This is a genomic window from Achromobacter sp. SLBN-14 (assembly GCF_006715415.1).
Lineage (GTDB): Bacteria > Pseudomonadota > Gammaproteobacteria > Burkholderiales > Burkholderiaceae_B > Achromobacter > Achromobacter mucicolens.
Window position 1 is genome coordinate 2,782,001 of record NZ_VFNE01000001.1, and the last position, 20,205, is coordinate 2,802,205.

Genomic DNA, 20,205 nt, shown 5'->3' on the forward strand with positions numbered 1-20,205 from the left:
GTGCCGTATGTCCATTATTTCGCGCGTATTTCTTGGGTTGTTGCTGGTATCTGCCGTGCTTTTGACCGCGCCGGGCGGCTTGGCGCATGCGTCCGAACCCCGCGTCACCCGGGTGGATCCGGTGGTGCGGGACGGCAACCTGGAAATCGACGCGGATATCGAATTCGAGCTGAATCAGCAGTTGCGCGACGCCGCCCAGCGCGGCGTCGCCTTGTATTTCACGGCCGACCTCACCATCACCCGCGAGCGCTGGTACTGGTTCGACAAGTCGCTGGTGGACACGTCCCGCACCTGGCGGGTGGTCTATAACGCGCTGACCCGGCAATGGCGGGCGGGCGTGGGCGAGCTGTCCTTTCCGGTGGCCTCGCTGGACGACGCGATGAGCGCCATCCGGCACATTCGCAATTGGCGGGTGGCAGAGGCGAGCGAGTTTGATGCGGGGTCGGAATACAACGGGCAATTGCGCCTGAGGCTGGATACGTCGCTGTTGCCGCGGCCGTTCCAGGTCAATGCCCTGAACAGCAGTTCTTGGGCGCAGGCGACGCCGTGGATGGACTTCTCGTTCATGTTGGGCGACAAGGAGAAAGATCCCTCATGAGGCTTTTGCTTCGGCTGGCGCTGATGGTCGGCGCCGTGAGCGGTCTGGCGCTGCTGGGCCTTCTGGCCTGGTCCACCGGAAACGCCTCGCGCTTTGCGCGCTACTACGACACGCTGCTGGTCCTGAACGGCATTTTCGCGCTGGCGCTCTTCGTCTGGGTGGTTGCGCTGACGGTGCGGCTGGCCCGGCAGATCCGGCGCCGGCAGTTCGGCGCGCGGCTTACCGCCCGATTTTCCCTGGCGTTCGCCCTGATCGGCGTGGTGCCCGGCGCGCTCATCTACACCGTGTCGGTGCAGTTCATGTCGCGCTCGATCGAATCCTGGTTCAACGTGCGCGTGGATACGGCGCTGGAAGCCGGCCTGAACCTGGGCCGCGCCGCGCTGGATTCGCTGCTGGCGGACCTGGACGCGCGGGCGCGCTCGATGGCCGTCGAGCTGAACCGCAGCACCGACAGCGGCGTGACGCTGGCGCTGACCCGGCTGCGCGAGGCCAATGGCGTGCAGGAAGCCATGGTGTTCACGGGCAGCGGCCGCATGGTGGCGTTTTCGACCAGCCAGTACGGGCAACTGCTGCCTGCAATGCCGCCGTCCACGGTGATGAACCAGTTGCGGCTGGCGCGCGGCTACTCGGCGGCCGAAGCCGACGATCCCGTGACGCCGGGCGCCGAGGGCGGCCTGCATCTGCGCGTGGTGATCCCGCTGAACGGCCCGGACCGCTACGACAACCTGCTGGGGCCAGCGTCCGAACCCCGCTGGCTGCAGCTGCTGCAGCCGGTGCCCGAGCAGATCGCGCATAACGCCAACCTCGTGCAGCAGGGCTTTCGCGATTACCAGGAGCTGGCGCTGTCGCGGCTGGGCCTGCGCAAGCTCTACGGCATCACACTGACGCTGGCCCTGCTGCTGGCGGCGTTCGGCGCCATCGCGGTGGCGCTGTCCCTGTCCAAGCGGCTGGTGCGCCCGCTGCTGAGCCTGGCAGGCGGCACGCAGGCGGTGGGCGTGGGCGACTACCGGCCCTTGCCCGAACCGCCGGAACGCGACGAAGTCGGCCAGCTTACGCGCTCGTTCAACGCCATGACGCGACAGCTCGACGAGGCGCGCCGCATGGTCGAAAGCAACCGCCAGCAGCTCGAGCGCTCCAACGTCTACCTGGAAAGCGTGCTGTCGAACCTGTCCTCCGGCGTGCTGGTGTTCGATGAATCCTTCCGCGTCACCACGGTCAACCAGGGCGCCCAGACCATCCTGGGCGCCGACTTGCGTTCGGTGATCGGCCGCCCGCTGGAGACGGCGGACGGCATGCTGGAGTTTGCGAACATCGTGCGTCAGGCGTTTTCCACGCATGCGGCGGTCGGTTCCGAACGCCAGCACTGGCAGCAGCAGTTCGAAATCGCGCCCGCCGCGGTCGAAGGCGAGACCGCATCGCAGCCGCTGACGCTGCTGGCGCGGGGCACGCACCTGCGCGTGGACGGGCGCGGCAACGGCTATCTGGTGGTGTTCGACGACATCACCGAAGTGATCTCGGCCAACCGGACGGTGGCGTGGGGCGAGGTGGCGCGCCGTCTGGCCCACGAAATCAAGAATCCGCTGACCCCCATCCAGCTCTCGGCCGAGCGCCTTGCCATGAAGCTGGAAGGCAAGCTGCCGCCCGCCGAGGCCCAGATCGTGGCGCGCTCGACCAACACGATCGTGAACCAGGTGGCGTCGCTCAAGCAGATGGTGGACGACTTCCGCGAATACGCTCGCACGCCGCCGGCCGTCATGCAACGCATCAACTTCAACGCGCTGGTGGCGGACGTGCTGTCGCTCTACGGCTGGGAGCCCGAGGGCGGGTCCTCGCGCCTGACGGAGAAGGCCCTGAATCTGGACGTGAACCTGGCGGCCGGCCTGCCCGACATCGAAGGCGATCCGACCCAGCTTCGGCAGGTGATCCACAACCTGCTGTCGAATGCCCGCGATGCGATCGCGGAACTGGGCGGGCAGGGCCGCGTCAGCGTGACGACGCAGCTCATGCGCAGCGAACAGCCCGATCGCGTGGCGCATCAGGCGCTGCGTTTCACGGTGGCCGACACCGGTCCGGGCTTCCCGCCGCAGGTCATGCAGCGCGCGTTCGAGCCCTACGTAACCACAAAGTCCCACGGGACTGGGTTAGGATTGGCAATCGTCCGCAAGATCGTGGAAGAGCATGGCGGACGTATCGACCTTGCCAACCGCAAGGAAGGAGGGGCGCGGATTTCCATCCTGTTGACCCGGCTCGCGCCCGGGTCCGATACTATGGACGCCACCGCGCAAGAAAAGGATAATGCGGCTACGCAATAGGTGGATGCTTTATGGCCAGAATTCTGGTGGTTGACGACGAAGTCGGTATACGCGAGCTTTTGTCGGAAATCCTTTACGACGAGGGACACACGGTCGAGCTGGCCGAAAACGCGGCGCAAGCGCGCGCTGCCCGTCTTCGCATGCGTCCCGATCTGGTGTTGCTGGACATCTGGATGCCCGACACCGACGGTGTCAGCCTGCTCAAGGAGTGGGGCTCGCAAGGCTTGCTGGACATGCCTGTCATCATGATGAGCGGCCACGCCACCATCGACACGGCAGTCGAAGCCACGCGCATCGGCGCCATGGATTTCCTGGAAAAGCCCATCACGCTGCAGCGTCTGCTCAAGACCGTTGCCGCGGGTCTGGCACGGGGCCGCTTGCCGCATCCGGCGCCTGCCGCCGCCAATCCGGCGGTCGCCAGCCCGGTGGTCGCGCTGGAAGACGAACTCGATCCGCCGGCCGCGCTGGCTGCGGTGTCCGTGAACGATGCGCCGGCCACTTCCAACGGCCAGCTTGGCAGCATCTCGCTGGACCAGCCGCTGCGCGAGGCGCGCGACGAGTTCGAGCGCATCTACTTTGAATACCACCTGGTCAGGGAAAGCCACAGCATGACGCGCGTGTCCGAACGCACCGGGCTGGAACGCACCCACCTCTACCGCAAGCTCAAGCAATTGGGCATCGAGTCCGCGCGCAAGCGCAGCACATGAAGATCCTCATCATGGGCGCTGGTCGCGTAGGCACCAGCGTGGCGGAAAACCTGGTGTCCGAGCAAAACGACATCACGGTCATCGATTCCGCCCCCGCCCAGCTGCAATACCTGCAAGAACACTTTGACCTGCGTGTCGTCCTGGGAGACGGCTCGCAGGTGTCGGTGCTTGAAAACGCCGGCGCCGCCGATACCGATCTTTTCATCGCCTGTGCGGCGTCCGACGCCGCCAACATGGTCGCGTGCAAGATTGCGCGCCAGCTCTTCAACATTCCCCGCCGCATCGCCCGCATCCGCTCGGCTGAGTTCCCCGAACATCCCGAACTCATGAGCGAAGAAGGCTTCTGCATCGACGCGCTCATCAGCCCCGAACGCAGCGTCACCACCTACCTGCACAGCCTGATCGAATTTCCCGAGGCCTTGCAGGTCGTGGAATTTGCGGAAGGGCGCGTCAGCGTCGTGACGGTCCGGGTGGGGCATGGCAGCCCGATGGCGCATTCGTCCGTCGACAAGCTGCGCGACGTCTGGCCGGACGTGAAGGCGCGCGTGATCGACGTGCTGCGCGGCGGGCGTCCCCTGCGCGCGGGCAGCGGCACCGTCATCGCGCCGGGCGACGAAGTCGTGCTGGTCGTGGATTCGGACCATGCCCGCCGCGCCGTGCGCAAGCTGCGAGACGCCGAGCGGGCCGTGCGCCGCGTGATGATCGCGGGCGGCGGCAATATCGGCCTGCGGCTCGCGCGCCAGCTCGCCGAAGAAAAGTACAGCGTGCGCATCATCGAGCACGACCTCAAGCGCTGCGAGTACCTGGCGACCCAACTGCCGGACAGCGTGCTGGTCCTGCATGGCAGCGGCACCGATGAGGCGCTGCTCGAGCGCGAAAACATCGAGGACATGGACACCTGGCTGGCGCTGACCAGCGACGACGAGGACAACATCATGTCCTCGCTGCTGGCCAAGCGGCTGGGCGCACGCAAGGTGATCGCGCTGATCAACCGGCAGGCGTACGGCGAACTGATGCAGGGCAGCCATATCGACATCGCGGTGTCGCCGTCGCAAGCCACCATGAGCGAGCTTCTGCGCCATGTGCGCCGTGGCGACGTGGTCGCCGTGCACCGGCTGCGCCAGGGCGTGGCGGAGGCCCTGGAGGCCATTGCCCACGGCGACCGCTCCACGTCCAAGGTGGTGGGCCGCGCGGTGGGCAAGATCAGCCTGCCCAAGGGCGCCAGCATCGGCGCGCTGGTGCGCGGCGAAGAAATCATCCTGCCCGACGCCGATACCGTCATCGAAACCGACGACCACGTCATCGTCTTCGTGCCCTCGCGCCAGCAGATGCCGCGCGTGGAAAAGCTGTTCCAGGTCTCGGCGTCCTTCTTCTGATGCGCTGCCCCTCTCACTCCTTGCGTGGGCCGCGCGCGGCCGGATAAGCCTTCATGAAGCGCGTTCTGGCCACCCTGTACATCCTGGGCCTCACCATGGTGATGTTCGCCCTCACCATGCTGATCCCGCTGTTCATCGCCTATGTAGGGGCGGACGGGGCGCGCGACGCGTTCCGGAACGGGTTTCTCATTTCGGTGGGCATTGGCGGCGGCCTGGCCGCGCTGACCCGGCGCAACCGCAGTGAATTGCGGGCGCGCGACGGCTTCGTGCTGGTGTCTGCGGTGTGGGCGGGCCTGCCCTTGCTGGCGGCCATTCCGCTCTTGCTGTATTTCCATGGCGCGGGGCTGCCCTTGTCCTTCACCGGGGCCTATTTCGAGGCGATGTCCGGGCTGACCACGACGGGCGCCACGGTCCTGACCAATCTGGACACCTTGCCGCCGTCGATCAACCTGTGGCGCGCCACGCTGATCTGGATCGGCGGCATGGGCATCCTGGTGCTGGCCGTCGCCATTCTTCCCCTGCTGGGCGTGGGCGGCCACCAGGTGGTCCGGGCGGAAACCCCGGGTCCGATGAAGGATGAGCGGCTGACGCCGCGCATCGCCAGCACGGCCAAGGCGCTGTACGCCGTGTACTTCGTGTTTTCGATTCTCTGTTTCCTGGCGTACCGGCTGGCCGGCCTGTCCTGGTTCGAGGCCTGGTGCCACATGGCCACCACCATGGGGCTGGGGGGCTTTTCCACCTGGGACGACGGCTTCGCGCACTTTGACTCCGTGGCGGTCGAAATGGTGGCGATGGTGTTCATGCTGATCGCCGGGATCAACTTCGCGACGCACTTCAACGCCTTCCGCCAGCGCAGCCCGCGCGCCTATTGGCGCTGCCCGGAGGCCATCCCGTACCTGGTCGTGGTGCTGGGAGTGGGCGTGATCATCTCGGTGTACCTGTTCATCAAGGACGTCTACACGGATCCCCTGGAGGCGCTGCGCTACGGGATGTTCAACACCATCTCCATGGCCACCACCACGGGCTATGCCAACACGGACTTCGCGCAGTGGCCGCTGTTTGCGCCGCTGACGATGCTGCTGCTGTCGGGTTTTGCGACCTCGGCCGGGTCGACGGGGGGCGGGATCAAGATGATCCGCGCCATCCTGCTGATCAAGCAGGCCCGCAACGAGCTGGTGACGATGCTGCACCCGCATGCCGTCAGCCCGGTCCGGATCAACGGCAGGGCGGTGGAGACCCGGACCATGTCGTCCGTGCTGGCCTTCATGCTGTTCTACGGCCTGTCGATCGCCGTGTTCACCAGCCTGCTGCTGCTCTCGGGCCTGGACCCCATCACGGCGTTCTCGGCGGTGTTTGCCAGCGTGAACAACACGGGGCCGGGGCTGGGGCCCGTGGGTCCGATGGGCTCGTTCGCCGTGCTGTCGGACTTCCAGATCTGGGTCTGCACCTTTGCCATGCTGATCGGCCGCCTGGAGCTCTTGACCGTGCTGGTCCTGTTCACGCCGATCTTCTGGCGCAAATAGCCGCCGTCCGGCGTCAATTTGATAAGGGATAACCCTAATCAGGGTTATCCCATCCTCCCTCAGAATCCCCGTCAATACTGGCTTTCGGCGCCTGGTGCGCTGGCGACCCGCGCCAATCCTATGCTGTGAGCGCTTGCTTACTTTTCTTCAGAGGGCAAAACCGGATGATTCGCGATGTTGCACACAAATGTCACGATTTTCAATCGTTTTGCCACAAAGCTGCGGCTATCATGCGTTCACAAGCCGCCGTCTAGCGCCCCCCGGGAAGTTGCCGGGCTTCAAGGTCGAACGGCGCATACCCTCATCAAACATTCAAAGGAGTCCGAGATGGAACAAATCCCGTTCATTTCGTCGGCCCCCAACACCCTGGGCATCGAACTCGAGCTGCAACTGATCGACCCCCGCAGTTTTGACCTTGCTGCAGCCTCTGACGAACTGTTGGCCCAGATGGCCAACCATCCTATTGCCGACCGCGTCAAACCCGAAATCACGCGGTCCATGATCGAACTGAACTCCTCGGTGCACGAGCACCCCATGGGCCTTCTGGCCGAAATGCGCGAGATGCGCGACGCCCTGGTTGAAGCGGCCGACGCGGTGGGCGTGTCGGTGGCGGGCGGCGGCGCCCATCCCTTCATGCGCTGGCAGGAACGCTCCATCTCGGATACCCCGCGCTTCCAGTACCTGGCCGAAATGTACGGTTACCTGGCGCGTCAATTTACGGTTTTCGGCCAGCACATCCATCTGGGCGTGAAGAGCGGCGACGATTCCATCAAGCTTTTGCGCCGCCTGTCGCCCTACGTGCCGCATTTCATCGCGCTGTCGGCCTCTTCGCCCTATTGCGAGGGGGTGGATACCCTGTTCTCGTGCTCGCGCCTGAACGCGGTCAACAGCTTCCCGCTGGCCGGCCACATGCCCGCCGAGGTCAAGGACTGGTACCAGTTCGAGGCCCATCTGTCGCAGCTGCGCGCCTTCGGCCTGGCCGAAAGCATCAAGGACCTGTACTGGGATATCCGTCCCAAGCCCGAATACGGCACGGTCGAGATCCGTGTTTGCGACACGCCGCTGACCGTGGAACGCGCCTGCCAGGTGGCGGCGTTTGCCCAGGTGCTGGCGGTGCTGCTGATGCGCGAGGAAGATCCCAGCGACAACGCGTGGCTGTCCTACCGCAGCAACCATTTCCAGGCCTGCCGTTTTGGCCTGCAGGGCAGCTACGTGACGCCGGAAGGGCAACGCGTGCGCCTGATCGACCATCTGCGTGCGCTGTTCCAGCGTCTGATGCCGGTGGCCGAGGAACTGGGCACCGGCGACATGATCGCCGCCCTGCGCGACGATGCCATGCGTGCCGGCAACGACGCCCGCTGGCTGCGCAGCCAGTATCACCGCCTGCGCGACCTGCCGCTGATGGTGGAGGCCATGTCCAATGCCTGGCGCGGCACGGCGGCCCCCGTCGCGCCGCCCGCGGAGCCCACTGCGGTGCTGCGCCGCCGGATCCGGGCGACGTCCGAGCCCATGCAGAGCCTGGCCGCGTCCGAGCCCGGCGTCATCGTGCCCGAACGGCTGCACTAGGAAGCCAGCGGCGGGGCCCCCGCGTCAGGGGGCGCCGCGGTGCCGGCCGCCGATCGCGCTGACGGACAGGCGGGTTTCTCCCGCCACGGTCCGATGCGCGGCGGCGCGCCAGGCGTGGCCGTACGCCACCTCGATGCTCAGCACGATAAGCCCATCGGCATTGCGCTGCGCTTCCAGCGCGGCGCACAGGCGGTCGCGCCAATCCCGTCCCACCAGCCCGCCGCGGCGGCCTTCGGCCGGGTTTCCGCCCAGCGCGCGCACGTCCTGCAGCAGCTTTTCCGGGCTGCGATAGGTCAGGGTCAGGATTTCCTGGTCCATGACCGGATCTGAAAACCCGTTCTCCACCAGCAGGTCGCCGAAATCGTGCATGTCCACGAAGGACGGCGTGGCGGTGCGCAGGCCCGCGTCGGCCAATGCCTGGCGCAATTCGCGCAGGGTGGCCGGACCCAGACAGGAGAACATCGCCAGGCCGCCCACTTTCAGGATGCGGCGCCACTCGGCCAGCACGGCGTGCGGTTCGCGGTGCCAGTGCATGGCCATGTTCGACCACACCAGTTCCAGCGATTCGGGGGGCAGGCCCGTGTTTGCCAGATCCGCATTGACGAACGCGGGGGCGGCGGGGCCGCGGCGCGCCAGCTTGCCGATCCAGGCTGACAGGCCGCCCGGCGCGTGGCGCTTGCGCGCTTCGGCGAGCAGCGGCTCACAGTTGTCCAGGCCGGTATAGGCGGCATCCGGGTAGCGCTCGCGCAGCAACGGCAGGTTGTCGCCGGCGCCGCAGCCGGCGTCCAGCAACGCTTGCGGCTGCACACGGATGTACTGCAGGCGGCCGAGCATGCGGCGCGCCACCTCGCCATAAAGGAATTGGGCGTCAGCCAGGTCGCCGCGGCGCGCGAACTGGCGCGGCACGTCGGCGCTGACGAGGGGCAGGGAGGGGGGCGTTGCGGTTTCTGGCAGGGACATTTCGGTCGCGCCCGCGGGATCACCCGGGGCGGAGCATGGTTTGATCTGGGATGGCACACATTATTGCGCATCCCGGCCGCAGGCTCCGATTGCCCCTACTGGACATGGGGCGACGGCTGCTGTCGCGCGTGGGGGGCGATTGCCCGTTATGCGGCGCACGGGTCGCGGGGGCGCGGCTGTGCGCCGGCTGCCAGGCCGACATCCTGGCGGGGCCGCCGGGCGCGTCTGCCAGATGCCCGCAGTGCGCGCTTCGCCTCAACGGTGGCGGCCAACATTGCGCGGCCTGCCTGGCGGCGCCGCGCTCATTCAGCCGGACCGTCGCGGCCTTTGACTACGCGCCGCCCGGCGACACGCTGATTCTGATGCTCAAGACGCAATTGCGGCTCAGCATGGCGCCGGTGCTGGCGCGGCTGATGGCGCAGGCGCTGCAGGCGGCGGACGGGGCAGCCAGTCCGGGCGCGGGCGCCTGGCCTGCCGATCTGCTCCTGGTCCCCATCCCGGCCAGCCGCGCGTCGCTGCGCCAGCGCGGCATGAATCCGGCGGCCGAGATCGCGCGCAGCCTGGCGGCCGAACTGTCGCTGCCCGCGCCGCGCCTTGTCCTGGCGCGGCGGCGCGAGACGCCCCGCCAGGCCACGCTGGACCGGCGCGCCAGGCAGCGCGGGGCCGCGGGTCTTTTCACCTGCACCGGCAACGTTCTTGGCCGGCATGTGGCGGTGGTGGACGACGTGATGACCACCGGCAGCACGGCTGGGGCTGCAGCGGCGGCCCTGATGGCGGCGGGCGCGGCCAGCGTCACGGTGCTGGTGGCCGCGCGCACGCCCTGACGCCGGATTGCATCGGCCGGCGTCCAGGCCGGGCCGCCAGGATGGCCCCCTGCGCGCCGGCCCATCCTGGCAAATCGGCGACAATCACGCCTGCGGCCGCTTCCGGCCGCACGCCTTTTCATCTTCCCTGCGCCATGTTCCACGTCATTCTTGTCTGCCCGGAGATCCCGCCCAACACGGGCAACGCCATTCGCCTGTGCGCCAACACCGGCGCGCAGCTGCATCTGGTGCGGCCGTTGGGGTTTGAACTGGATGACGCCCGCATGCGGCGGGCCGGGTTGGACTATCACGAGTGGCAACCCGTGCGCGTGCACGACACGCTGCGCGAGGCGCTGGAAGATACCGGCGCGGCCGCGTCCAGCATCTATGCGCTGACCACGCACGCGCAGCGCAGCGTGGCCGACGTCAGTTTCAAGCCGGGGGATGTGTTCGTGTTTGGCCGCGAAAGCGCCGGCCTGTCCGACGAGCACCAGGCGATGTTTCCGCCGCAGCAGCGGCTGCGGCTGCCGATGCGCGCCGGCCAGCGCAGCCTGAACCTGTCGAATGCCGTGGCGGTCACGGTGTTCGAAGCCTGGCGCCAGCAGGGCTACGAAGGGGGCGCGTAGGCGCCGCCCTTCGGCCGGGAAGCTCAGTCCAGCGACAGCTTGAGCTTGTCGATCACCTGGTCCCAACGCGCCTTTTCATTCTTGATGCGCGCGGTCAGGGCTTCCGGGGTGGACGGAGCGGGCGTGAAGTACTGCAGCGCCAGCTGCTTGCGCACGGCGTCGCTGTTGATGATGCGCGCCAGTTCGCTGTTGAGCCGTTCGACGATCGGCGTGGGCGTGCCGGCCGGCGCCAGGATCGCATTCCACGAGATGGCCTCGAACTCCGGATAGCCTTGCGATGCCATGGTCGGCACGCCGGGCAGGGCGTCGCTGGGCTGCAGGCTGGTCACGGCCAGCAGCTTGACCTTGCCGTCGCGCGCGTGCGGCACGGCGATCGCCGGCACCATGAAGCCCGCCTGCACGTCGCCGCCGATGATGGCGGTGATGACCTGGGGAAAGCCGGAATACGGAATGTGCGCCAGGTCCACGCCCGCGCTTTCCTTGAACATCTCCATGGCCAGGTGGGCCGAGCTGCCCGGGCCGACCGACCCGTAGTTCAGCGAATTGCCGCGGCCTTTGACCAGCTTGACGAAGTCCTGGACGTTGTCGACCTTCAGGCTGCCCGGCACCACCAGCACGTTGGGGCTGGTGCCCACCAGCGACACCGGCTCCAGATCGGTCAGGGGGTCGTAGCCCAGCGTCTTCTTGTACAGGGTGGGGGCAGTGACCAGCGGGCCGTTGATCGTGTAGAGCAGCGTGTAGCCGTCGGGCTTGGCCTGCGCCACCATGCGCGTGCCGATGTTGCCGCCCGCGCCCGGCTTGTTGTCGATGACGATGGGCTGACCCAGGGCCTGGGAAAGCGGCTCGGAAATCGTGCGCGCCAGGATGTCGGGAGACGAGCCCGGCGGGAAGGGCACCACCATGTGGATCGGGCGCTCAGGCCAGTCGGCATGGGCGGCAAACGGCACGATGGCGGCCAGGCTCAGGCAAAGGCCACGCAGCAGCGGGCCGACCCGGAACTTACGGGTTTGCGTCATGAAGGATGTCTCCTCGGGGTGGGTGTCGTGTGTTGTTGTCGGAGCGGAATGGACAGAGGCGCGGTCTAGGCGGCGCCGAAGGCCTCGCCGGAGCCGGACCCTTCGTAACGCGCATCCCGCGCCAGCAGGGCCGAGACGGCCGTCATGGGCGCCACGCCTTCGAACAGCACGGCGCACACGGCTTCGGTAATGGGCAATTCGACATTGATGGCGCGGGCGCGTTCCAGCGCGGCGCGGGCGCAGCGCACGCCCTCGGCGGTGATGCCGCTGGCCAGGATGTCGGCCAGCTTGCGGCCGGCGCCGATCTCCAGGCCCACGCGCCGGTTGCGCGATAGCTCGCCCGTGGCGGTCAGCACCAGATCGCCCAGGCCGGTCAGCCCGGCGAAGGTTTCGGCCTGCGCGCCCAGCGCGACGCCAAAACGGGTCATCTCGGCCAGGCCGCGGGTAATCAGGGCCGCGCGGGCATTGGTGCCCAGCGCAAGGCCGTCGCAGATGCCGCAGGCAACCGCGATCACGTTCTTTAGCGCGCCGCCCACCTCGACGCCGACCAGGTCGGTGCTGGCGTAGACCCGCAGCGCCGCGCCATGGAACGCCGCGGTCGTGACCTCGCGCAGCGCGGGGCTGCTGCTGGCGACCGTCAGCGCGACGGGCAGGCCTTGCGCGACCTCGCGGGCGAACGAGGGGCCTGACAAGGCGCCGCCCGTTGCGCCGGGCAAGGCCTCGCGCATGATTTCGTGGGGCAGTCTGGCCGTGTCGGCTTCAAAACCCTTGCACGTCCAGACGATGGGGGTGTCCTGCAGGCCCAGCGCGGGCAGCCGTTGCGACAGCGCCTCGCAGATGGACATGAGACCCGCGACGGGCACGCCCAGCACGATCAGGGGGCGCGCGGCGGCGTCCTGCAAGGTGCGCAGCGTGGCGTCCAGATCGGCGGAAAACTGCAGCGTCTTGGGCAGGGAAATGCCCCCCAGATAGCGGGCATTTTCGTGGGTGGCGGCCATGGCGGCCGCTTGCGCGGCTTCGCGCGCCCAGAGTTGGGTGGGGTGGCGGCGGCTGGCGGCCGCCGCCAGCGCGGTGCCCCAACTGCCCGCACCCAGGACGGCGACGCGCAGGCGCGGCTCGGCGGGTTGGTTCATGGGGCGCCGCGGGGTGCTTACTGGCGGGTCGCGCCGGGGGGCAGGATGATGCCCGAGTCGCCGCCGCTACCATTGGCGGCGCCAGCCTGCTGCTGTTGCAGTTCGGCGATGCGCTGTTCGTACAGGGCCTGGAAGTTGACTTCGGTCAGGTGCAGCGGGGGCATCGAGGTGCGGGTGATCGCGTCGGCGATGTTGGCGCGCAGGTACGGGTAGAGCATCGTGGGGCAGACAATGCCCAGCAGCGGATCAAGCTGTTCTTCGGGGATGTTGGCCGCTTCGAAGATGCCGGCTTGCGTGCCTTCGACCAGGTACACGACCTTGTCGTTGATGCGCGTGGTGACGGTGACGGTGACCGTGGTTTCGAACACGGTTTCGGCCAGGCGCTGACCGCCCACGGTGATGCTTACCTCGACCTGGGGCGCTTCCTGCTCCAGGAACACGTGAGGCGCGTTAGGCATTTCCAGCGAGAGGTCTTTCAGGTAGACGCGCTGCAGATTGAACGAGGGCGCGTCGTTGCCGCCTTCTTGCTGGGTGTTTTGGTCTTGATCAGCCATGAGTGTTTCCGTTGGTGGGAGAGGCAAAAAGGGGCGATTAGCCGTTCAGCAAGGGGGTCAGGCCACCCGAGCGGTCCAGGGCCATCAGGTCGTCGCAACCGCCGACATGGGTATCGCCGATGAAGATCTGCGGGACGGTGCGCCGGCCGGTGCGTTCGATCATGACATCGCGCTGGGACGGTTCCCGGTCGATCTGGATGATTTCCAGGTCGGTCACGCCGCGCTGCTCGAGCAGCGACTTGGCGCGGGCGCAATAAGGGCAATAGTCCTTGCTGTACATGACGACTTTGTTCATAGGGCGCTCCTGTGGGTACAAGAATAGGTAGATGGGGGCGAGTCCGCCCGCTTCAACCCTTCTGGGTGACCGGCAGGCTGGCGGCGGACCAGGCGCGCATGCCGCCTTCCAGCGGCACGACGTCGGTAAAGCCCTGAGCGCGCAGCTTGGCGGCGGCGCGGGCCGAATCGCGGCCATTGTCGCAAACCACCACGAGCGGCTTGTTCTTGGGCAGCGAGCTGGCCTTCTGCTCGATGTCGGCTGCCGGCACGTTTCGTGCCTGGGCGATGTGGCCGGCCTGGAATTGCTCGGCAGGGCGCACGTCGACCCACACGGCATTGCGCTGGTTGACCATCTGGATGGCTTCATTCGTGCTGATGGCAGATCCGGTACGGCCCTTGCGCAGGGCCGGAATGATCAGCATCACGCCAGACACCACGGCGACGGCGACAATGAAAATGTTGTTTTTATCGAGCAAGAATTGCAAAAGGTCCACGAAGGCTTCCTGTAGTACGTCGGCTGGCGCTACGCCGGCTTGCATGTCGGCAAGTCCGCCGGCCAGCCGGGTAGGGGCGAACCCTGATGCATCGCGTCCAGGACATGGACGCGGTGCGCCGGGGCAGAATCACGGGCAAAATCACTCAATTATAAAATGAGCCCATTCCTTAACCATCCTCCAACTTTAACCCGCGCTGCGGGCGCCCCAAACCATGCACAAACTCGTACTGATGCGCCACGGTGAAAGCCAGTGGAATCTTGAAAACCGTTTCACCGGCTGGACCGACGTCGACCTGACCGACACGGGCCGCGAACAGGCCCGCAAGGCGGGCGAACTGCTCAAGAAGGAAGGCTTCGCCTTTGACCTGGCCTACACCTCCGTGCTCAAGCGCGCCATCCGCACCCTGTGGATCGCGCTGGACGCCATGGACGCCATGTACACCCCGGTCGGCGTGAACTGGCGCCTGAACGAGCGCCACTACGGCGCCCTGCAAGGCCTGAACAAGTCCGAGACGGCCGCCAAGTACGGCGACGAGCAGGTGCTGATCTGGCGCCGCGCTTACGCCATCGCCCCGGAACCGTTGTCCCTGGACGACGAACGCCATCCGCGTTTCGACAGCCGCTACGCCAAGATTCCGGCCGACCAGCTGCCCGCCACCGAGTGCCTGAAGGACACCGTGGCCCGCGTGTTGCCGTTCTGGAACGAATCGATCGCCCCGGCCATCCGTTCCGGCCGCAAGGTGCTGATCGCCGCCCACGGCAACAGCCTGCGCGCCCTGATCAAGCATCTGGATAACGTGTCGGACGACGACATCGTCAACCTGAACATCCCGACCGGCCAGCCGCTCGTCTATGAACTGGATGATGACCTGCGCCCGATCCGCCACTATTATCTGGGCGATGCCGCCGAGATCGAGGCGGCCATGGCTGCGGTTGCAGCCCAGGGCAAGGCCAAGAAGGACTGATATCTCTATGCGTCGCACGGCGGGGTTGTTGTTGGCGGTCATGTTGGCCAGTGGGACGCTGCCTGCGCGCGCCGCGCCCAGCGACCTTGCCGGGCGTCAGTCCGATGCCGAGAAACAGCAGGCCGCCTTGCGCGACCGCATCGAGAGCCTGCAAAAGGAAATCGACGACCGCGAGGCCGCCCGCAAAGAGGCGGCCGACGCGCTCAAGCAGTCGGAATCGTCCATTTCCCGGATCAACCTGCGCCTGAAGGAACTGGCCGAGGCCAACCGCAAGGCGACGGCCGATCTCGCGTCGCTGGAAAAGCAGATCGCCGCGCAGGAGGCCGTGCTGGCCAAGCGCCGCGTCGAACTGGCCGACCAGCTGCGCACCCAATACACCAGCGGCCTGTCGCCCTGGACGGCGCTGCTCTCCGGCGACGATCCCCAGGTGCTGGGCCGCAATCTGGGCTATCTGGACTACGTGTCCCGCGCCCGGGCCGACGCTGTCAAGGCCTTGCGGGCCGACATCGACCGCCTGGCGGCGTTGCAAGCCCGCGCGGATGAACGCCGCGCCGAGATCGAAAAAGGGGTCGCCGAGACCTCCGAACAGAAAACCGCGCTGGTCGCGCAGCAAAAAGAGCGCGCCAGCCTGCTGGCTCAGCTGGAAGGGCAGATCGCCGCCCAGCGCGCCGAGGCCAACAAGCTCGGACGTGACGACCAGCGCCTGTCACGGCTCATCACCGATCTGGACGCGGCGATTGCCAAGCAGATCGAGGAAGCGCGCAAGGCGGAAGAGGCGCGCATGCGCGCCGAGGAAGTCCGCCGGGCCGAGGAAGCCCGCCGCGTGGCCGAAGAAACCAAGAAGCGCGCCGAGGCCGAACGCCGCGCGCAGGACGCCCGCCGCAAGGCCGAGGCCGACCGCAAGGTTGCCGAGGACGGCGCCCGCCGCGACAACGAAGCCCGCGAGGCCGCCCAGGCGCGAGAACAGGTCGAGGCGGCCGCCCGCCAGAATCGGGGCCCGGTGGCCGTGGCCGACCCGGATGCCGCCGGATTGCGTCCCGCCGAGCAGCGGCAGACCCGCATTGGCGGCCCTGCCGATACGCCGGCGCAAACAAAGCCTGCCGAACCGCCCAAAAAGACGGAACCGATTGACGAGCCCGCCACTCCAACGCGCGGTGCATCGGCTCAGCAGACCGCAAAGGCGCCGCCCGTGGGCGGCGGCAGTGGTCTGCGGCACGGGCTGACCATGCCGGTGCGCGGCCAGGTGCAGGGCAGGTTCGGCGTGGATCGCCCGGACGGGGGCGTATGGCGGGGCGTGGTGCTGCGCGCGCCAGAAGGGACGCCCGTCAAGGTGGTGGCCCCCGGTACTGTGGTTTACGCCGATTGGCTGCGCGGCTTTGGCAACCTGATCATTGTGGATCATGGCCAGCAGTATCTGACCGTCTATGCTTACAACCAGAGCCTGCTCAAACGGGTGGGCGATCCGGTGGCTGGCGGCGATACTATTGCAACCGTCGGCGCGACCGGCGGCCAAGTGGAATCCGGCCTATACTTTGAAATTCGCCATCGTGGCGCTCCAGTGGACCCGGCCCAATGGCTGGCGCAGTAGATGTAGGTCGGCCGGTCGTGCACCGGTTTGCTGGGATGCGATCGGCGCAGATGCTGTCGGTAAATGAATGTCGTTGGAAAAATACCGTTGGTAAATTACCAAACCCATCGGCGAAAACAAAATTCGGGAAGTGTGCATGGGCACTCGTAAGTTTCGCGGTTTCGGTCTGATTGCCATCGGTGCGGTGGCTGGCGTGTTGCTCAGTGTTGGCGTGACTGCGGTCGCCCAGCGCGGCAGCCCCCTGCCTCTGGACGAGCTCAGGCAACTGAGCAATGTGTTTGCCGCCATCAAGAACAACTACGTCGAGGCCGTCGACGACAAGACCCTGATCGACAATGCCATCTCCGGCATGGTGTCGAACCTGGATCCCCACTCCGCCTATCTGGATGCCGACGCGTTCCGCGAGATGCAGACCGCGACGCAAGGCGAGTTCGGCGGCCTGGGCATCGAGGTCGGCGCCGAAGACGGCTTCGTGAAGGTCATCTCGCCCATCGAAGACACGCCCGCCGCCCGCGCGGGCGTCATGGCTGGCGACCTCATCATCAAGATCGACGACACGCCCACCAAGGGCATGACCCTGAACGACGCGGTCAAGCTCATGCGCGGCGCGCCCAAGTCGCCTATCACCCTGACGATCATGCGCGCCGACCGGCCTCAGCCGATCGTCGTGAAGATCGTGCGCGACATCATCAAGGTGCGCAGCGTGCGCAGCAAGATGCTGGACAACGGCATCGCCTACGTGCGCGTCGCCCAGTTCCAGGAAAAGACCGGCGCCGATCTCGCCCGCCAGCTCAAGGAGCTGGGCGCGAAGGAACCGCCCAAGGGCCTCGTGCTGGACCTGCGCAATGACCCGGGTGGCCTGTTGACCAGCGCCATTGGCGTGTCCGGCGCGTTCCTGCCGCCCGATGCGCTCATCGTGTCCACGGACGGCCGCACCCCGGACGCCCGCCACAAGTACCTGGCCACGCCGTCGGAATACGCTCGCGGCGAAAGCAACTACCTGTCCGGCCTGCCGGCCTGGACCAAGACGGTCCCGATGGTGGTGCTGGTGAACGTGGGCTCGGCCTCGGCATCCGAAATCGTGGCCGGCGCGCTGCAGGACCACAAGCGCGCCAAGGTGCTGGGCAACCGCACGTTCGGCAAGGGCTCGGTGCAGGTGATCCTGCCGCTGTCCGAATCCACCGCGGTCAAGCTCACCACGTCGCGCTACTTCACGCCCAGCGGCCGCTCCATCCAGGCGACCGGCATCGAACCGGACTACGTCGTTGCCGACACGGCCGACGGCGACCTGTTCCGCCTGCCGCGCGAAGCCGACCTGCAACGCCACCTGTCGAACCAGCAGACCACCAACGAGGTCAAGTCCAGCGCCGACCAGGACAACGTGGAACTGCCGGCCAAGGTGTTTGAATTCGGCGGCAAGGACGACTTCCAGCTTCAGCAGGCGCTGAACCTGCTGGCGGGCAAGCCGGTGCAGAAGGGCTCGGCCCGCGCCCAGGCCAAGGCTGACGCCAAGGCCGGCGGCGGGACGCCCCAGCGCATGAAAATCACGCCGACCGGAGTCGAGCCCAGCAAGGACAAATGAACGACGAGCAACTGCTGCGCTACGCCCGCCACATCCTGCTGGACGAACTCGGGATCGAAGGGCAGGAAAAACTGCTGGCGGCGCGTGTGCTCATCGTGGGGGCGGGCGGATTGGGTTCGCCCGCCGCGCTCTACCTGGCCACCGCCGGTGTGGGCGACATCACGCTGGCCGACGACGACGTCGTCGAACTGAGCAATCTGCAACGCCAGATCCTGCACACCACCGCCAGCGTCGGCCGTCCCAAGGCCGAGTCCGGCCGCGACATGCTGGGCGCCTTCAATCCGCAGACCCGCGTTCATGCCCGGGTCGAGCGCTTGAAGGACCAGGCCCTGTCCGACGCGGTCGCCCAGGCGGACCTGGTGCTGGACTGCACCGACAACTTCACCACCCGTCACGCCATCAATCGCGCCTGCGTGCAGCATCGCAAGCCGCTGGTTTCCGGCGCCGCGATCCGCTTTGACGGCCAGGTCAGCGTCTACGACCTGCGCGACGACAACGCACCGTGCTATCACTGCCTGTTTCCCGAAGCCGACGACGTCGAGGAAGCCAACTGCGCCACCATGGGCGTGTTCGCGCCGGTGGTCGGCATCATCGGCAGCATGCAGGCCGCCGAAGCCCTGAAGCTGCTGTCCGGCGTGGGCGAAAGCCTGTCCGGACGCCTGCTCTGGCTGGACGTGCGCACCATGCAATGGCGCAGCGTCAACGTGCAGCGCGACCCGGAATGCACGGTTTGCGGGCACCGCGCGCACGGGTAAAGACCGCCCGTATTGCACCCAAGGACAATACTAAAGGTTTCAAATACCTGCTATAACGCCAGCCAGCCTACTGAATTCGGGTAGATGGTCATGGATATGACGGCGTGGATACAGGATTGAAGTTCAGTTTGCCCAAGTGGCGGCTGACGCGTTGGCTGACGCATTCCGGGCATGACACGCCTGCGGACATCCGCGCGGCGCTGATTGCCAGTCTGTTCGGCACGCTCCCCATTTTTGCCGGCGGGGTCATCAACACCCTGATGATCTCGGGCGTCGTCGCGTGGCGCCGGCCCGAACCCCTTTACGTCTCGTGGCTGGTCCTGGAGATCGTGCTCGCGCTGGTGCGCGTCACGATTCTGCGCGCCGCCTTGCGGGCGGCACCCAAGGGCGGCAACACCTATACCGATCTCTACATCCTGCTGGCGCTGCTCTGGGCGTTCAGCGTGGGCTATGGCGTGTTCGTCACCTTGCTGAATGGGGACTGGCTGGCGGCGACGCTGGCCGGCGTGTCGTGCGGCGCCATGGCGGGCGGGATCTGCTTTCGCAACTACGGCGCACCCCGGCTGGTAGGCGCCATGATCTTCCTGAGCCTGGGCCCCATGTGCCTGGGCGCCCTGTTCACGGGCGAATGGGTGATGGCGATCGTCTTCATCCAGATCCCGTTTTATCTCATCAGCATGGTCATCGCCTCGCACCGGCTCAACCGGATTCTGGTGTCCACCATGCTGGCCGAACGCGACAGCGACCGGCGCGCCAGCGAAGACGCGCTGACCGGCCTGGCCAACCGTGCCGGCCTGCTGGCGGCGCTGGAGCGCGTGTGTTCCAGCGCGCGCGGCCATGACAGCGCCGCCGCGCTGCTGTACATGGACATGGACGATTTCAAGCGGATCAACGACACCCACGGACACGCCGGGGGCGACCAGGTGCTCAAGACCATCGCGGAGCGCATGCGGGCCATGCTGCGGGTGGACGACGTTGCCGCGAGAATCGGCGGTGACGAATTCATCGTCCTGGTCACCGGCATCGACGCCACGGCCGCGCTGCGGCTTGGCGAGCATCTGCTGCGCGACGTCTCGCAGCCCATCACGCTGGCCGACGGCAACCGGGTCTGCGTGGGGCTGTCCATCGGCATCTCGATCATGTCGGGCGCCGACCGCACCCCGCAAGGCGCGCTGGATTCCGCCGACGCGGCGCTGTACCGGGCCAAGGCGCAGGGCGGCCGCTGCTGCGTGGTCGACCAAGGCCAAGTCATCGCCGAAAGCGAAGGCCTGCAAAGCGCGTCGGTCGCCGCTTGAAGCGACGGCGCTCGCCCGCCGCGGCCGTGCGAGGCCGAATCTGTCCAAATCTGGACGCCATTCACTGATTTCCG

The 20,205-nt window shown here is 67.0% G+C and carries 19 protein-coding genes; 13 read left to right on the forward strand and 6 right to left on the reverse strand.

The annotated features are described in order from the left end of the window. Window positions 1-7 precede the first annotated feature (7 nt). From FBY20_RS12780 to FBY20_RS12805, 6 genes are all read left to right on the forward strand, one after another. Window positions 8-598, forward strand: coding sequence for a DUF4390 domain-containing protein (locus FBY20_RS12780; protein ID WP_128829524.1), 591 nt, complete (start codon window positions 8-10; stop codon window positions 596-598). Then, window positions 595-2,910 (forward strand): ATP-binding protein, encoded by a 2,316-nt coding sequence (locus FBY20_RS12785; RefSeq protein ID WP_142052458.1) that lies wholly within the window; start codon window positions 595-597, stop codon window positions 2,908-2,910. Before FBY20_RS12780 ends, FBY20_RS12785 begins: the two co-directional genes overlap by 4 nt. A gap of 11 nt (window positions 2,911-2,921) precedes the next feature. Then, on the forward strand, window positions 2,922-3,617 hold the full coding sequence (locus tag FBY20_RS12790) for a response regulator (RefSeq protein ID WP_056319719.1): 696 nt from the start codon (window positions 2,922-2,924) through the stop codon (window positions 3,615-3,617). Beyond that, entirely contained in the window at window positions 3,614-4,993 is a 1,380-nt protein-coding gene (trkA, locus tag FBY20_RS12795; RefSeq protein ID WP_056319722.1) for a Trk system potassium transporter TrkA, read from the forward strand. Before FBY20_RS12790 ends, trkA begins: the two co-directional genes overlap by 4 nt. A gap of 53 nt (window positions 4,994-5,046) precedes the next feature. After that, a complete protein-coding gene (locus tag FBY20_RS12800) occupies window positions 5,047-6,516 on the forward strand; it encodes a TrkH family potassium uptake protein (RefSeq protein WP_128829521.1) in 1,470 nt (489 codons plus the stop codon). 327 nt (window positions 6,517-6,843) lie between these two features. After that, the gene (locus tag FBY20_RS12805) at window positions 6,844-8,082 is read left to right on the forward strand and encodes a YbdK family carboxylate-amine ligase (RefSeq protein ID WP_142052460.1); all 1,239 of its coding nucleotides are present in this window, start codon (window positions 6,844-6,846) and stop codon (window positions 8,080-8,082) included. 24 nt (window positions 8,083-8,106) lie between these two features. Here FBY20_RS12805 and FBY20_RS12810 read toward each other — a convergent pair whose 3' ends face one another. After that, the gene (locus FBY20_RS12810; protein WP_142052463.1) at window positions 8,107-9,042 is read right to left on the reverse strand and encodes a methyltransferase domain-containing protein; all 936 of its coding nucleotides are present in this window, start codon (window positions 9,040-9,042) and stop codon (window positions 8,107-8,109) included. Between the two features lie 89 nt (window positions 9,043-9,131). Here FBY20_RS12810 and FBY20_RS12815 point away from each other — a divergent pair, with 89 nt between their 5' ends. Next, window positions 9,132-9,866, forward strand: coding sequence for a ComF family protein (locus FBY20_RS12815; protein ID WP_370458338.1), 735 nt, complete (start codon window positions 9,132-9,134; stop codon window positions 9,864-9,866). Window positions 9,867-10,000: 134 nt separating this feature from the next. After that, the gene (locus tag FBY20_RS12820; RefSeq protein WP_056319784.1) at window positions 10,001-10,471 is read left to right on the forward strand and encodes a tRNA (cytidine(34)-2'-O)-methyltransferase; all 471 of its coding nucleotides are present in this window, start codon (window positions 10,001-10,003) and stop codon (window positions 10,469-10,471) included. 23 nt (window positions 10,472-10,494) lie between these two features. Here FBY20_RS12820 and FBY20_RS12825 read toward each other — a convergent pair whose 3' ends face one another. The 5 genes from FBY20_RS12825 to FBY20_RS12845 all read right to left on the reverse strand — a co-directional run bounded on the left by FBY20_RS12825 (window position 10,495) and on the right by FBY20_RS12845 (window position 13,944). Beyond that, complete coding sequence (locus tag FBY20_RS12825; RefSeq protein ID WP_142052466.1) at window positions 10,495-11,487, reverse strand: tripartite tricarboxylate transporter substrate binding protein; 993 nt, start codon at window positions 11,485-11,487, stop codon at window positions 10,495-10,497. Between the two features lie 65 nt (window positions 11,488-11,552). Then, the gene (locus tag FBY20_RS12830; RefSeq protein WP_142052469.1) at window positions 11,553-12,620 is read right to left on the reverse strand and encodes an NAD(P)H-dependent glycerol-3-phosphate dehydrogenase; all 1,068 of its coding nucleotides are present in this window, start codon (window positions 12,618-12,620) and stop codon (window positions 11,553-11,555) included. 17 nt (window positions 12,621-12,637) lie between these two features. Next, window positions 12,638-13,174, reverse strand: a complete 537-nt coding sequence (gene secB / locus FBY20_RS12835; protein ID WP_142052472.1) for a protein-export chaperone SecB — start codon at window positions 13,172-13,174, stop codon at window positions 12,638-12,640. A 37-nt stretch (window positions 13,175-13,211) separates the two neighbouring features. Next, on the reverse strand, window positions 13,212-13,469 hold the full coding sequence (gene grxC / locus FBY20_RS12840) for a glutaredoxin 3 (RefSeq protein ID WP_056319736.1): 258 nt from the start codon (window positions 13,467-13,469) through the stop codon (window positions 13,212-13,214). A 52-nt stretch (window positions 13,470-13,521) separates the two neighbouring features. After that, the gene (locus tag FBY20_RS12845) at window positions 13,522-13,944 is read right to left on the reverse strand and encodes a rhodanese-like domain-containing protein (RefSeq protein ID WP_056319739.1); all 423 of its coding nucleotides are present in this window, start codon (window positions 13,942-13,944) and stop codon (window positions 13,522-13,524) included. 214 nt (window positions 13,945-14,158) lie between these two features. Here FBY20_RS12845 and gpmA point away from each other — a divergent pair, with 214 nt between their 5' ends. From gpmA to FBY20_RS12870, 5 genes are all read left to right on the forward strand, one after another. Next, a complete protein-coding gene (gpmA, locus tag FBY20_RS12850) occupies window positions 14,159-14,911 on the forward strand; it encodes a 2,3-diphosphoglycerate-dependent phosphoglycerate mutase (protein ID WP_056319742.1) in 753 nt (250 codons plus the stop codon). A 7-nt stretch (window positions 14,912-14,918) separates the two neighbouring features. Beyond that, the gene (locus FBY20_RS12855; protein WP_142052475.1) at window positions 14,919-16,499 is read left to right on the forward strand and encodes a murein hydrolase activator EnvC; all 1,581 of its coding nucleotides are present in this window, start codon (window positions 14,919-14,921) and stop codon (window positions 16,497-16,499) included. A gap of 136 nt (window positions 16,500-16,635) precedes the next feature. Further along, the gene (locus FBY20_RS12860) at window positions 16,636-18,081 is read left to right on the forward strand and encodes a S41 family peptidase (RefSeq protein WP_056319746.1); all 1,446 of its coding nucleotides are present in this window, start codon (window positions 16,636-16,638) and stop codon (window positions 18,079-18,081) included. Then, complete coding sequence (locus FBY20_RS12865) at window positions 18,078-18,836, forward strand: molybdopterin-synthase adenylyltransferase MoeB (protein WP_056319748.1); 759 nt, start codon at window positions 18,078-18,080, stop codon at window positions 18,834-18,836. The genes FBY20_RS12860 and FBY20_RS12865 overlap by 4 nt, the downstream gene beginning before the upstream one ends. A 116-nt stretch (window positions 18,837-18,952) precedes the next feature. After that, a complete protein-coding gene (locus tag FBY20_RS12870; RefSeq protein WP_255452332.1) occupies window positions 18,953-20,131 on the forward strand; it encodes a diguanylate cyclase in 1,179 nt (392 codons plus the stop codon). Window positions 20,132-20,205 lie beyond the last annotated feature (74 nt).

What these genes read in the sequence shown, in the direction of transcription:
- FBY20_RS12780 (WP_128829524.1), top strand. Translation starts at nt 8, where the DNA reads ATGTCCATTATTTCGCGCGTATTTCTTGGGTTGTTGCTGGTATCTGCC.
- FBY20_RS12785 (WP_142052458.1), top strand. Translation starts at nt 595, where the DNA reads ATGAGGCTTTTGCTTCGGCTGGCGCTGATGGTCGGCGCCGTGAGCGGT.
- FBY20_RS12790 (WP_056319719.1), top strand. Translation starts at nt 2,922, where the DNA reads ATGGCCAGAATTCTGGTGGTTGACGACGAAGTCGGTATACGCGAGCTT.
- trkA (WP_056319722.1), top strand. Translation starts at nt 3,614, where the DNA reads ATGAAGATCCTCATCATGGGCGCTGGTCGCGTAGGCACCAGCGTGGCG.
- FBY20_RS12800 (WP_128829521.1), top strand. Translation starts at nt 5,047, where the DNA reads ATGAAGCGCGTTCTGGCCACCCTGTACATCCTGGGCCTCACCATGGTG.
- FBY20_RS12805 (WP_142052460.1), top strand. Translation starts at nt 6,844, where the DNA reads ATGGAACAAATCCCGTTCATTTCGTCGGCCCCCAACACCCTGGGCATC.
- FBY20_RS12810 (WP_142052463.1), bottom strand. Translation starts at nt 9,042, where the DNA reads ATGTCCCTGCCAGAAACCGCAACGCCCCCCTCCCTGCCCCTCGTCAGC.
- FBY20_RS12820 (WP_056319784.1), top strand. Translation starts at nt 10,001, where the DNA reads ATGTTCCACGTCATTCTTGTCTGCCCGGAGATCCCGCCCAACACGGGC.
- FBY20_RS12825 (WP_142052466.1), bottom strand. Translation starts at nt 11,487, where the DNA reads ATGACGCAAACCCGTAAGTTCCGGGTCGGCCCGCTGCTGCGTGGCCTT.
- FBY20_RS12830 (WP_142052469.1), bottom strand. Translation starts at nt 12,620, where the DNA reads ATGAACCAACCCGCCGAGCCGCGCCTGCGCGTCGCCGTCCTGGGTGCG.
- secB (WP_142052472.1), bottom strand. Translation starts at nt 13,174, where the DNA reads ATGGCTGATCAAGACCAAAACACCCAGCAAGAAGGCGGCAACGACGCG.
- grxC (WP_056319736.1), bottom strand. Translation starts at nt 13,469, where the DNA reads ATGAACAAAGTCGTCATGTACAGCAAGGACTATTGCCCTTATTGCGCC.
- gpmA (WP_056319742.1), top strand. Translation starts at nt 14,159, where the DNA reads ATGCACAAACTCGTACTGATGCGCCACGGTGAAAGCCAGTGGAATCTT.
- FBY20_RS12855 (WP_142052475.1), top strand. Translation starts at nt 14,919, where the DNA reads ATGCGTCGCACGGCGGGGTTGTTGTTGGCGGTCATGTTGGCCAGTGGG.
- FBY20_RS12860 (WP_056319746.1), top strand. Translation starts at nt 16,636, where the DNA reads ATGGGCACTCGTAAGTTTCGCGGTTTCGGTCTGATTGCCATCGGTGCG.
- FBY20_RS12865 (WP_056319748.1), top strand. Translation starts at nt 18,078, where the DNA reads ATGAACGACGAGCAACTGCTGCGCTACGCCCGCCACATCCTGCTGGAC.